The organism is Edwardsiella sp. EA181011 (assembly GCF_000800725.1).
Lineage (GTDB): Bacteria > Pseudomonadota > Gammaproteobacteria > Enterobacterales > Enterobacteriaceae > Edwardsiella > Edwardsiella anguillarum.
On sequence record NZ_CP011364.1, the window covers coordinates 2,946,136 to 2,959,891 of the forward strand.

The following is a 13,756-nucleotide window of genomic DNA, read 5'->3' on the forward strand; positions in this document are numbered from 1 at the left end:
TCGCGCGGTGGGCTGGGTAGGGCCCACCGCACGCCGCCCTTCTTCTAGATGCCCTCGCCAACGTTAAACCATCCCTATACGCCGCGCCGACATTCCCGCCCCGTCCCGCACCCTGTGATAGTCTTCTTTCATCGCCGACGCCACGGCCTGCAACGGACGCCATCATGTACAGCGTATTACGCGCCACCCTGCTTACCCTATCAGCCACGGTGCTTTGCACCTCCCTGTTTGCCAGCCCGCTGCCCCAGGCCGAGATGGCCCGACGGGCCGACCACTTTAACCAGCGTATGCAGCTCGGTCAGCCGTATGACGCCGCCACCCAGCAGTTCTTGCACAGCGCCGCCTCGCTTTCTAGTGCGATCTTTCTACGCCAGGCGGCGGAGGCGACGCCTTACTTTGTCGACTGGATGAGCGGGACTCGTAAGGTCGCCGGTGACAACCCCTGGACAACCTACAACTCCGCCCTGTTTGACAGCCGCAGCGACTATGTCATCAGCGGCAATGTTGGCGCTGCCGACTATGTGGGTTTTCAGGTCTATGCCATGCACGATGGCCGTAACGTCGCCCGGGCAGAGCAGAACCGGTCGACCAAGGATATGCAGATCGACCGGCAGGGCAACTTTAGCCTGCGCCTGACGCCGGCGACACCCCCGCCGGGGCAAGATGCGATCGTCACCACGCCGGATGACTATATGGTCATCGTGCGTGAGTATTATCACAGCGGACAGCAAAAGGCACAGCGCCCCGCCCGCTACCATATTCGCCGCCTGACGGGTCACCCCGCGCCGCCCATCGCCGATGCGCCGCGGCGCAGCGCCCTCGCGGCCAGCTTCTACCGTAGCCTGGTGCTCAGCTCGCTGGATCTTTCCGCCAAGATGAGCCGGGTTCGGAACAGCAGCCAGGAGGTCGAGGTCGATCGCAGCCTGTCCGATGCGCTATATCCGACCACGGATAACCGCTACGACGGCGTTTACGTCTCGCTGCCCCACGACGACAGCGTGATCCGTATCAGCGGTACCCTGCCCCGGGATGCAACCTATATCTCTGTCGTTTTCTATACGCCTTACTATATAACTCCAGACTATCGGATGGCCAAAACCTACCTAACCGGACAAGAGATTGTTCGCCAGGCGGACGGACGCTACCAAATTCACCTATCGCGCCAGCCGCGCGATCTGAGCAACAACCTGACCAGCGCTGGCTATGATCAGGGAATGGTCGTCATCCGCTATCTCGGATCTCAGCAGTACCCCGAGTTTGACGTTCAGCTGCTGCCGCACGGCGCCGACGCGCGCCCATAAAAAACGCCGCCCTCCCGGCGGCGTCTAAACGTTAATGACACGTCGTTGTTTTAAGAATGACGTTCACGCGTTTTACGGGTACAGCGTTTATCGTAGTGGCGTACCCACCAATAGCGGTCGGCGACGCGCTCACGACCGCCAACGCGCGCACCGACCAGCCATAACAGCGCGCCGATAAAGATGCTCATGACGGCGCCGTGAGAAAAATATTGGGGTAAATCCAGTTGGGGTAACTGAGCCAGCACAGAGTAGCCCACACCACCCACCATGGTAATGAGCCCCAGCCCCATTAGAACGTTGCCAAGCAGCTCCGCGCCTTTACGTTTCATTGGTCACCTCCCCTGTATCAGTCAAATCTACTGATGTATAGCCAGCCACTCATCAAGAGCGCTAATCTATCCCATTAGTGACAGTATAGTCCCTTGATATTCATCTGCTTGGTTATAGCTTACATTTTATCTTGACAAATCACACGGATTTTACATTCCCGATGCGATACCCCCGGAGACACCGCGCCGCACGCCGCCGAAAAACGGGAAAGCGCCTCCCCTTCCCCCCTCTGTAGACGCCGGCAGGGTAGTGAGCGACGGCAAATTATGGTCTAATTACGCTTTGGCGCTTTGCCTACTATCTGCCGCGGCACTGCCCGCGCCTATCACATAAAGACTGAATGCACAGATGACGATTAAACTGATTGTCGGCCTGGCTAACCCTGGCGCTGAATACGCCCAGACCCGCCACAACGCCGGCGCCTGGTTCGTTGACGCCCTCGCCGAACGCCACGGCCAGTCCCTGAAAGAAGAGAGCAAATTTTTTGGCTATACCGCCCGCCTCAGCCTGGCAGGCCATGACCTGCGCCTGCTGGTGCCGACCACCTTCATGAACCTGAGCGGCAAAGCCGTTTCCGCCCTGGCCGGTTTTTACCGCATCGCCCCGGATGAAATTCTGGTCGCACACGATGAGCTGGATCTGCCGCCGGGCGTCGCCAAACTGAAGCTCGGCGGCGGTAACGGCGGCCATAACGGCCTGAAGGACATTCAAAGCAAGCTGGGCAACAACCCCAACTTTCATCGCCTGCGCATCGGCATTGGCCATCCCGGCGACAAAAGCAAGGTCGTTGGCTTTGTTCTGGGTAAACCGCTGGCCAGCGAGCAGCCCCTGATCGATGAAGCCATCGACGAGGCGCTGCGCTGCACCGATCTGCTGATGCAGGAGGGCATGGACAGGGCGATGAATCGCCTCAACGGTTTCAAGGCCAGCGTCCGCTAAGCGCGACGCAGCAACGCCGCCTCCCGCACGCCCCCTACGGATAAGTCGAGAAAATGACGCGTTGCGTGTATAATTGGGCAATATTTTCCTGTTTCTTTGGCGGTTAATCTATAAACAGCCAAAAATTCAATGAGTTAAGGTGATTAAACATGGGTTTTAAATGCGGTATCGTCGGGCTTCCCAACGTCGGTAAATCCACGCTGTTCAATGCGCTGACCAAAGCGGGGATCGAAGCAGCCAACTTCCCGTTCTGTACCATTGAGCCGAACACCGGCGTCGTACCGATGCCGGATCCGCGTCTGGATCAGCTGGCCGAGATCGTGAAACCCCAGCGCACCCTGCCGACCACCATGGAGTTTGTCGACATTGCCGGCCTGGTAAAGGGCGCCTCTAAAGGGGAAGGCCTGGGCAACCAGTTCCTGACCAACATCCGTGAAACCGAAGCCATCGGCCACGTGGTCCGCTGCTTTGAAAACGACAATATCGTGCACGTTTCCGGCCGCGTAAATCCGGCGGAAGACATCGAGGTGATCAACACCGAGCTGGCGCTGGCGGATCTGGATACCTGTGAACGTGCGATTCACCGCGTGCAGAAGAAAGCCAAAGGCGGCGACAAAGATGCCAAGCTGGAGCTCTCCGCGCTGGAAAAATGCCTGCCGCACCTGGAGCAGGCCGGCATGCTGCGCGCGCTGGACCTCAGCGATGAAGAAAAAGGGGCCATCAAGTACCTGAGCTTCCTGACCCTAAAACCGACCATGTATATCGCCAATGTCAACGAAGATGGCTTTGAGAACAACCCGTTCCTGGATCAGGTGCGCGCCATCGCCGACGCAGAGGGATCCGTTGTGGTTCCGGTATGCGCCGCCGTTGAGGCCGATATCGCCGAGCTAGACGACGCCGATCGCGACGAGTTCATGGCCGAGCTGGGTCTGGAAGAGCCGGGCCTGAACCGCGTGATCCGCGCCGGCTACACGCTGCTGAACCTGCAGACCTACTTCACCGCCGGGGTAAAAGAGGTGCGCGCCTGGACGATTCCCGTCGGCGCTACCGCCCCGCAGGCCGCCGGTAAAATCCATACCGACTTTGAGAAAGGCTTTATCCGCGCCCAGACCATCGCCTTTGACGACTTCATCACCTATAAGGGTGAACAGGGTGCCAAGGAAGCCGGTAAGATGCGCTCTGAAGGTAAGGACTATATCGTCAAAGATGGCGATATCATGAACTTCCTGTTTAACGTCTAATTCGCTTCTGTTGTCTCATGCGATCTCAGTGAATCGCATGAAGACTGGAAAACCCCATAAAATCCACGCAATTGCGTGGATTTTTCATATCATAATGTCTCAACTCATCTCGTAACAACCCAGTCGAAAATAAGGAGATGGATGAGTACAGCACTCTTCCCTTTGTTCAAGACCAGCGCAAAGTAGAGTTTTCAGTCTTTCTTCTCCTGAAAAAAGAGGTTATCTAGCATGAAAAAAACACGTTATACAGGGAAAGAGGTTGCTTTTGCTCTGAAACAAGCCGAAACCAGCACTCAAGTGGGGGAGGTCTTCAGAAAGATTGGTGTTTCTGAGGCTACTTTTTACAATTGGCAAAAAAGTTTGGCGGCATGATGGCAGATTTAAGTCTGGACAAAGAGATGCTGCAGGAAGTTATCAAAAAAATCCTAAGACCGGCGCAGAAGCGCGAAGCTATCGCCTGGCTGCTGGAGACCTACCATATCGGGTTACATCGAGGTTATCGTCTGATGATGCAAAACAGCACGGTATATAACTATTGTAGCTGCCGTGATGAGCGGGCCATCGCTTTACGGATAAGATAAATAGCAGAAACCCACATTTGCTACGGTATTCAGCATATTCATATTCTTCTACGCCGGGAGGGCTGCTGGTTACTCATAAGAAAACACACCGAATTTATTGTCAGGAAGGTCTGAATTTACGAGCAAAACGCCCTGACGGTATGTGACGAGTCAGGCACAAAAGCGTCCATCCGGAAGTAACGGCAATAGACCAGTGCTGGAGCATGGACTTCATTGCTGATAATCTGTTCAATGGACGCTGTATCTGCGCATTGACTATAGTCGATAATTTTAGTCGTGAGTACCTGGCGATCCTCATGGGTCAGGGGCTGCAGGGAGGATGTTGTCTCGGTGATGGCGCGTCCAAAGGCATTAAAGCAGCGAGTTCTCGAACTGCTGTAGACAGACAAGGATAGTGAATTTATATCTAGAATGCTGGATCTCTGGGCGTATGACAACGGTATAGCAATGGACTTCTCACGGTCTGGAAACCGACGGATAATGAGCTAAATCACATGGAGAAAATCAGTGTCTTTTGAACCTATTGAAAATAAGAAAACTTACCAGTACGTAGCTGAGAGAATTGAAGCAAAGATTGTCTCTGGGGAATTTTCTTTACATCAACGCTTACCAGCAGAAAGAGAGCTAGCGCGCATCCTTCATGTTAGCCGAAACGTTGTGCGTGAAGCTTTGCTTTCTCTTGAGCTAGCTGGTTATGTTGTGATAAAGCATGGGGTTGGTTCAATCGTAGCTTCAAAAACTCCTATTACAAACTCTATTTTATTATTAAATAAAGAAATTAGTCCAACTCATCTCATGAGTGTAAGGCGTGTTGTTGATGCTGAAATTGCAGGACTTGCCGCTCTTAATGCAACGCCAAGTGACATAGAACAGTTAAAGGAGGCTTTAAATGGAATAATGAACAATGATGATTACCCTTCTCCTGATGCAGATTGGGTCCTCTTATTTCATAAGAGGTTGGCTTCAGCAACTGATAATCCAGTCTGGTCGTTAATTAATGATCAAATATGGCAATTAATGAGAACACCGCTACTTGAATCATTTCGTTTAAAAACAAAAATCTACTATCAGCGCAAGGATCGTCAGGCTTATCGCAAACAAATTATAACTTGCATTGAGGAAAGAAACTCTAGCGGAGCTAGAGATGCTATGATTAAACATGTAGAAAGTGTCACCTCATTCTTTTTTGATGAAGTCATAGACTGATGTGCTAGCAGATATATTAGATGGCTTTTATTGTTAGATCTCCCCTTCAATAACGAAGCATGGTAATGTAATGACTCCATGCTTCATTACTTTCAATAGTATTGAGGACACTTAACATCTTTTTAATAAAAATAATTAATGCGAATTTTTTATGATTTTCATCTATGACAATATATAAAACGTATTAATTATTGAAATATCTCCTATTCCGTTCAGAGTAGCTATGCAGAGTATACTGGAAGTAGGGACTCTTCCATCAAGTATTATTTGATGCTCACACATTCTGTTAATTGATGAGGTATTAATTAGTGCACTTATTTCACGTTATGGCGACGATTCAAGTTCAGGGCCCTCCATCAATAACACGGCTGGCTACAGGTAGATATCCTTGACGTTGGACAATAATACAAATAGGTCACTGATTTTTTTAAAATATAAACCAATCTAATTTGATAGAAATTTTTAATCCGAGAGCTCAGGTTGCTATAAAAATGCTTTCGATGGAAATATATTATACTTTTTCAATTTCAACATGTAAGACATTATCAATGTCGTTCCAGCATGGCTGGTTGTTGTATCAACTCTACTAAACTACCCACGTCAGCATCGTCGATTCATTTCTATGCAGTTTTTCCTGCAATCTGTTGGTACTTTCGACCATTACGCTATCATAAGAGCCACTTGTACTGCCTATTAGGAGCAGCACCTCTGCCTTCTACAGTCATTACGTACATGCCCGTAACACGCACTGTGCGCTCTTATCACTATGATGGATAATACCAGTTTATCAACGATTCACGATGCCAGCTCTAATGCTTGTAGAGGGAACATTGCCTACATCGGACGCTGGCCATCCCCTCAACGATAAGCTAGGTGAATATATTAATAATTAACGCCACATACGCGAAGCCATGCCAAGTTCGGCGTTGGATAAGAAAAAGGTGTAGTCGGACGATTTTCTAACCTCTCCTCTACGAATTTGACATGAGTATTTCGACCCGATCTGACTTTCCAGCACCATATTTGCCAATTTAGCAGATCTCTCAAATACATTTGACACGAGTAGCTAAAATACGACTCTATCGAGAGATCTTTCATATGATCAACCACGCTTTATCTTTATATGCAGACTATCTCATACAAGTTAGCTTACATATATAATAAGCATCAAAAGAACAATCAGTTAATCTATCTATTTCACATAACTACATCAGCAATCTGGAAACAATGTCACGATGTAACAACCTACTAAAAACTTGCTTTGGAATGTTGCACGCACAAGGACATGCTCTCCTAAAAATCCAGGGTATCTCAATTAACGGCTCAAAAACATTGGCATCAATAATGAATATCGCCAAGACATAAATATGATAAATAGTTAAATGGTGACTTTGACTATTCCCACAACATAATTTTCTCACAAAAAAGAATAAATAACCACAAAAGAACAAAATGACAAAACAGAATCATTAAAAATAAATAAAAAAAGCACGAATTAATCATATTTCATTGTTAATAGTATTCTATGTGTAAGTTTTACTTTTCTTCAGTTCAGATCACAAAATATTCATTTGGGATGATGATAGTATGTGGTCCTGTGGTTCTACCACTGTTCCACATAGGATTATTAGCGTTTTTTAATTTAAACATCATTATTGTACAAACCATACAATGTTAACATTTTTCAATTATCCAATAACTGGGAAGATCTATAAATTAGAGGTGAAAGATGAAGAAAAAACATATCTTAGGTTTAAGATGGTGGATAATAGGACTCGTGACACTAGCTGTGATACTTAATTATCTTGATAGAAGTGCTTTAGCTGTCGCAATGCCAACAATTAAAGATGATATTGGTCTTACTACACAGGAGTACTCATATATTGTTGCTGCATTTCAAGGCGCTTATATGATAATGCAACCTATTGCAGGATATATACTTGATATACTTGGCAGTAGAATAGGTTACGCAGTTTTTGCTATTTTATGGTCATTATCATGTATGATTCATGCTTTTGCTACGGGTTGGATATCATTAGCTTTTTTTCGCACATTACTTGGTTTATCAGAATCAGCAGTTATCCCTGCATCAATGAAAGTAGTATCTGAATGGTTTCCTGATAAAGAAAAATCCGTCGCAACTGGTTGGTTTAACTCTGGAACATCTATTGGCGCTATGATAGCACCGCCACTAGTGATCTGGTGTATTTTAACTTACTCTTGGCAGGAGGCATTCGTTATCGTAGGTGGACTTGGTTTTATATGGGTAATCATTTGGCTGATGTTTTATAGAGATGTTCAAAAACATACCCGACTTAGCCCTGATGAAAAGCACTATATTATTAGTGGGCAAACATTAGCAGTTGACGAAAAAAACGGAATTAAAACTTCTTGGCGTAATATGCTTAGAAAAAAAAACCTATGGGTATTAATGTCTACTCGTTTCCTTATTGCACCGGCTTGGGCAACATTCACTTTCTGGATCCCTATCTATTTGGCTACAGTAAGAGGCATGAGTCTAAAAGAAATCGCCTTATTTGCCTGGATGCCATTTTTAGCAGCAGATCTCGGTAGTATTATAGGGGGATATTTATGTCCATTTTTTGTTAATCGATTTAAAACCTCAATTATTACTTCACGTAAACTTGTCGTCCTTATAGGGTCTCTATTAATGTTTGCTCCCGCATGTATTGGCCTAGTAACAGATAAGTATATGGCTGTAGCTCTCTTTTGTATCGGTGGTTTTGCGCATCAAGCAATTTCAGGAGCTTTGATTACACTATCATCTGATATTTTTCCTAAAAATGAAGTCGCCACAGCGAGTGGATGGACAGGCTCAGCTGCTTGGCTAAGTCAAGCATGCTTCTCATTGGTTATTGGCGCTGCAGTAACTACAATTGGTTATGACACTTTATTCGTTAGCCTTGCATTCTTTGATGTACTAGCTGCAATAATTTTGTGGAAATATATATCTTCACCGTTCAAACAACAAGAGATATGAGAAGTGAGTTAAATATTTTATATATTTCTTTATGTGGAAAAATTTAGTTAGAGTAATAATAAATAGGAAAACTTATTTCACGCGAGAAAATACTATGACTCAATCTAATGTTTTACTTATCACTGTCGATCATTGGGCTGCATCAATGATGGGATGCGCCGGAAACAGCGCCATCATGACCCCAACTCTAGATCAGCTTGCTCGTGGTGGTATTCGTTTCAAAAACTGTTTCAGTACATGTCCTGTTTGCATTCCAGCCCGACGCTCATTGATGACTGGCAGTTTTCCTCGTACGCATGGTGATCGAGTATTTACTGATGAACTCCCCATGCCACCTATGAAAACACTAGCAGGTTCTTTCGGTGAGGCTGGATATCAAACCTATGCTGTAGGAAAACTTCATGTCTATCCACAGCGTGATCGAATCGGTTTTGATGATATGATTTTATCAGAAGAGGCTCGATACAATTATGGCGTAACTGATGATTATCAAATATGGCTTGGGGATAATGGTTATCTTGGAAAAGAATATACTCATGGTATGTCAAATAATCAGTATTTTACTCGACCATGGCATTTACCAGAAGAAGCACATCAGACAAATTGGACAACGGCTCAGATGGTAAGAATGATTAAACGTAAAGATCCTACTAGACCCGCATTTTTTTATGCATCTTATGTACATCCTCACCCACCATTAGTACCGTTGCAAGCATACTGGGATATGTATGCCGATGTAACGTTTCCTGAGTCGGCTCAGGGTGACTGGGATAATGATGATGTAGATGTTCTTCGTCGTTTGCGTTTACAAGCGACACCGTATAAAACAATGGATATTCAACGCGCTAAAAGGGCTTTTTATGCACTATGCACACATATAGACCATCAAATTAGACTTCTTATCGGAACTCTACGCGAAGAAGGATTGCTGGACAATACGATAATGGTGTTTACATCAGACCATGGTGATACATTTTTCGACCATGGACTAGTGGCAAAAAGAAATTTCTATCGTAACTCTACTAATATTCCACTTATTTTATCAGGCAAACAAATAAGTCATTTTGCCGGAACTATTGATAATAGAGTTGCCTGTTTAGAAGACATTATGCCAACGCTGCTGTCTGCATGCAATATATCGCCTCCAGCTACTGTTGAGGGTATTAATCTACTTAGTGAAGCGAAACGAGACTTCCTATATGGCGAAGTTAATCAAGGAGCTTTAGCCACAAGAATGGTAACAGATGGAAAATATAAATTAATATATTACCCTAATGGAAATTACATACAGCTATTTGATATTGAGAATGATATAGACGAAATCAACAATTTAGCAAAAATATATGAATTTAGAACTATCATAGACCAATTCACTACATTTTTGATCTCAAATCTATATGGTGGAGATGAGAAGTGGGTTCAAGATGGTAAATTAGTCGGTCTACCTAGTGAAAGCTTTGATGAACCAAGCATTGACTTTGGTTTATATAATCAACGAGGTGGGCACTGGCCAGTTCCTAAAGTTGGTGCTGCGCGATTTATATAGGGATTTATATTAAATAAACACTGGCAGATATTCTATACGAATCTAGAATATCTGTCTCTAATCAACATCACTTAAAGAAATATAATTAATACATTCTATGCCAGACTGTTCCATTTATTATAGCTTTAAATTTGAATGATATTTTTTCTTAACAAAGGATTTTTGATATTCTCTATATCTCCATTATCTTATTTAATGTTAAAATAGAATCCACTTGTTACGCTTACAATGTCAATTACAAATATTGTTTTTATTTTGAGAAAGAAACCTCTTGTCCAAACAGGAAAAAATTATATTAATGATTTGTTATTTTATATTCACAAAATGACTGACTATCAAGATAATCCTAAAGTAAATATGATATGAATGAGCTTATTGACCATGACTTTTTCACAATGCTATAAATAACCTATTAATACAATAGTTACACCATCTTAATAAATATTAGCATAGCGTATCACCCTATTATATTTTTATGTTAAAACAATATTATCTAGTCTGATTACTGAACTTTCACAATAAGATTGTATCATTGCTAAATTATCTAGGAAAACAAGAATGAAGTGTCTATTTGAACGCAAATTAAATCCATGGTGGAAAGAGGGAGAACGACCAGACTATCGTTTTTCTCTAGCTAATGAGCGAACTTTTTTAGCTTGGATTCGAACATCATTAGCTTTACTTGCTAGTGCAATTGCTCTTGATCAACTGATATTACACTATAATTTACCATTAAAATGGAGCATTCTGGCACTTTCATTGGCAATGATGGGGGCTGTCATTAGTATATTCTCATGGCTCCGTTGGAGAGATAATGAAATAGCAATGAGGCATTCACGCCCTTTAAAATTAATGAACGGCATGCCAATTCTTTCTATTTATATATCCATCGCATCAGTTTTAATTATTTTTTACATACTATAGGCAATCTCTATGACTCAATCATCTGATAGTGGATTACAATATGAAAGAACTCTTCTATCCTGGCATAGAACATTCCTTTCCTGTATTATCTTAGTTAGTTATTTAGCAAGGTTATTTATTACCACTTATAATTATATATTTGTTTTTATTTTATTCATATTGACAATACATCTACTCAGTAACAGCTATTTGAGTATAAAATTCTCACAATCTTCATTTTGGCGTTTAAATTCAATGCTAGCTTTGGTTACTATTATATCTGTAATTACAATCATGAAAACCATGAAGATTATATTACTGAAATAGAAATTCATGATTACATTATTGCTAAACTCATTAATTACTAAATAGTTTTTACCACTCACAGGTAGTAGTCCTACTCTATAACTTGAGCATGGGGGAACATATGACCTCCCCTGACTTATACCTTAACTTAAAGAAAAACCATCCTTTAAAGATACTGAACAAAGGGAAGAGGCCAGGACACCACGGCCCCCGCGCGAGGCGCTCAGTGGTACAAAGAGCGCACGTTATTACGCCTGGCACACCATCGCACAACGCGTCGCCGCGGAATAACTATACTTAATCGCGCGTGCCCCTTTGGTGTCTCTCACACCGACACGCCGTCGACCGGAATGAATGAGATGAACCGTAGAAAGATGTTACGCATGATGAGTGCCGCCCTGGCGACGCTATGGCTCGGCGCCTTACCGACACACGCCGCCGAACGGCGCCCCACGCGCGATAGGGTGCTGGTGATCGGCGCGGGATTAGCCGGTTTGGCCTGCGCTCGAACGCTGCAGGCGCAGGGATTCGCCGTCCAGGTGGTGGAGGCACGCCAACGGATAGGCGGACGTATCTGGACCAGCCACGCCTGGTCGGAGATGCCGTTGGATCTCGGCGCCACCTGGATCCACGGTACCCGGAAGAATCCCCTGACCGGTATCGCCGAGCAGATCGGTGCTCGCCTGCAGCCAACGCACTACGAGGAGGCGCTGGTCTTCGCCCAAGACGGCCACCCGCTGAGCGCCAGGGAAGAGCGCGTCTTAGACCGCCTCAAGGCGGTATTATTCGAGGCGATCCAGGAGGGCCAGTCGGCGACCCAGGATAAGAGTATCCTGACCACCGTTGCGGAAATCGTCCAGGATGCCAGCCCCGCCGAACGCCTCAACATCTGGTATCTGCTCAATTCGAACCTGGAGCAGGAGCTCTCAGGCGCGCTCGGCGAGATGTCGACCTATTACGTCGATGACGACTGGGCCTTCGGCGGCGAGGACGCCCTCTTCCCGCAAGGATTTAGCCAGATCACCGATCATCTCGCCCAAGGGCTCTCCGTCGCCCTCGGCCAGGTGGTCAGCCAGATCGACTACTCGGCGACGGGCGTCAGCGTGCACACCCTGCAGGGGCGGGTATTCCAGGCCGATCGCGTCGTGATCACGCTGCCGCTCGGGGTGCTGCAGCGCGGTCACGTGGCGTTTTCCCCCGCGCTCCCGGCCGACAAACTGAGTGCCATTCAGCGCCTCGGCATGGGTACGCTGAATAAATGCTACCTACAGTTTCCCCACATCTTCTGGCCCGACGATATCGACTGGTTAGAGTATATTTCCCCGCAGCCCGGCATCTGGAGCGAGTGGGTCAGCTTCGCCCGCGCCGCCCGCTGGCCCGTGTTGCTCGGTTTTAACGCGGCGCGCCAAGGCGTCGCCATGGAGGCGCAGAGCGATCAACAGATCGTCGCGGACGCCATGGGGGTCTTACAGCGCCTCTTCGGCCCGACGATCCCGCAGCCGCTACGCTACCAAATCACCCGCTGGTCCCGCGATCCCTACAGCGCTGGCTCCTACTCCTACTACCGCACCGGCTCGACCCCGCGCGATCGGCGCACCTTAGGTAAGTCGGTGGCGGATCGGCTCTATTTCGCCGGCGAGGCTGCCTCACGCCGATACTATGGCACCGCCCACGGCGCTCTACTCTCCGGCTTACAGGCGGCACAAGAGATAGTAAACCATTAGTTTTCGCAGCCGAACATGTAATAATACGCGCCAACGCCGTGCGGAGCATGGCATTCCATAGCGGTATGACGAACGAGGTTACCATGGCGCGTCCATCCACCGAACAACGCAAAAACATGATTATCGAGACGGTCTTGGCCCTGTTTAAGGAGAAGGGAATGGCGGCGGTATCGACGCGCGACGTCGCCGAAAAAGCGGGGCTGGCGCGCAGCCATGTCTACCACTATTTCAAGGACTGGAACACCCTCTCCATCTGTGCGGTGGAGCATTTCTTTCACCACGAGATCGCCGAGCTGGAGCGTCGTCTGGCGCCCCTGACGCCCAGCGAGGCACTCAGCGTGTTTATTCGCGATAACTTACCCACTCATCAAGACGCCTCCTGGCGTATCTACCTGGATGCCTGGAATGCCTCGCTGTGCGACCCACAGTTTGCCGCCAGCTACAGCCAAATCCTCGTTGACTGGCACCGCACCCTGCAGAACATCCTGCTACGCGGAGCGCAGGTGGGCGAGTTTATCATTGCCGACGCCCCGCGCCGCGCGCGCCAGATCATCGCCCTGATCAATGGCTATGCCGATGAGCTGATCCTGGATCCGACCCCCGAAGGCGTCGCCCTGGCGCAGCAGGAGATCATGGACGTCGTGCAGCGCCTGATCCACTAAGCGCGGCGCGCCAGAT

11 protein-coding genes and 1 pseudogene are annotated in these 13,756 nt (G+C 47.0%); 11 read left to right on the plus strand and 1 reads right to left on the minus strand.

The genetic code is table 11. From position 1 onward, the window contains the following. The first annotated feature begins 164 nt into the window (after positions 1-164). On the plus strand, positions 165-1,301 hold the full coding sequence (locus tag QY76_RS12940; protein WP_045426888.1) for a DUF1214 domain-containing protein: 1,137 nt from the start codon (positions 165-167) through the stop codon (positions 1,299-1,301). A 50-nt stretch (positions 1,302-1,351) separates the two neighbouring features. Here QY76_RS12940 and ychH read toward each other — a convergent pair whose 3' ends face one another. Continuing rightward, positions 1,352-1,630 (minus strand): stress-induced protein YchH, encoded by a 279-nt coding sequence (ychH, locus tag QY76_RS12945; RefSeq protein ID WP_034165789.1) that lies wholly within the window; start codon positions 1,628-1,630, stop codon positions 1,352-1,354. Positions 1,631-1,979: 349 nt separating this feature from the next. On the opposite strand from ychH, the gene pth reads away from it, so the two are divergent. The 10 genes and pseudogenes from pth to QY76_RS12995 all read left to right on the plus strand — a co-directional run bounded on the left by pth (position 1,980) and on the right by QY76_RS12995 (position 13,740). Further along, positions 1,980-2,570: an aminoacyl-tRNA hydrolase gene (gene pth, locus QY76_RS12950; RefSeq protein WP_012848253.1), complete on the plus strand. Its 591-nt coding sequence runs from the start codon at positions 1,980-1,982 to the stop codon at positions 2,568-2,570. A 149-nt stretch (positions 2,571-2,719) separates the two neighbouring features. Further along, positions 2,720-3,811 (plus strand): redox-regulated ATPase YchF, encoded by a 1,092-nt coding sequence (gene ychF / locus QY76_RS12955; RefSeq protein WP_012848252.1) that lies wholly within the window; start codon positions 2,720-2,722, stop codon positions 3,809-3,811. Between the two features lie 228 nt (positions 3,812-4,039). Continuing rightward, positions 4,040-4,874 (plus strand): annotated as a pseudogene (locus tag QY76_RS19395) (DDE-type integrase/transposase/recombinase); the annotation flags it as partial. Positions 4,875-4,899: 25 nt separating this feature from the next. Then, positions 4,900-5,598, plus strand: a complete 699-nt coding sequence (locus tag QY76_RS18105; protein ID WP_071844173.1) for a FadR/GntR family transcriptional regulator — start codon at positions 4,900-4,902, stop codon at positions 5,596-5,598. Positions 5,599-7,327: 1,729 nt separating this feature from the next. Beyond that, entirely contained in the window at positions 7,328-8,599 is a 1,272-nt protein-coding gene (locus QY76_RS12975; RefSeq protein ID WP_045426882.1) for an MFS transporter, read from the plus strand. Positions 8,600-8,693: 94 nt separating this feature from the next. After that, positions 8,694-10,145, plus strand: coding sequence for a sulfatase-like hydrolase/transferase (locus tag QY76_RS12980; RefSeq protein ID WP_045426879.1), 1,452 nt, complete (start codon positions 8,694-8,696; stop codon positions 10,143-10,145). 558 nt (positions 10,146-10,703) lie between these two features. Further along, positions 10,704-11,069 (plus strand): YidH family protein, encoded by a 366-nt coding sequence (locus QY76_RS12985; protein ID WP_045426876.1) that lies wholly within the window; start codon positions 10,704-10,706, stop codon positions 11,067-11,069. 9 nt (positions 11,070-11,078) lie between these two features. Further along, positions 11,079-11,375 (plus strand): DUF202 domain-containing protein, encoded by a 297-nt coding sequence (locus QY76_RS19725; protein ID WP_071844174.1) that lies wholly within the window; start codon positions 11,079-11,081, stop codon positions 11,373-11,375. Between the two features lie 362 nt (positions 11,376-11,737). Continuing rightward, positions 11,738-13,078: an NAD(P)/FAD-dependent oxidoreductase gene (locus QY76_RS12990; protein WP_235439402.1), complete on the plus strand. Its 1,341-nt coding sequence runs from the start codon at positions 11,738-11,740 to the stop codon at positions 13,076-13,078. A gap of 83 nt (positions 13,079-13,161) precedes the next feature. Next, positions 13,162-13,740, plus strand: a complete 579-nt coding sequence (locus QY76_RS12995; protein ID WP_034164418.1) for a TetR/AcrR family transcriptional regulator — start codon at positions 13,162-13,164, stop codon at positions 13,738-13,740. Positions 13,741-13,756: the final 16 nt, after the last annotated feature.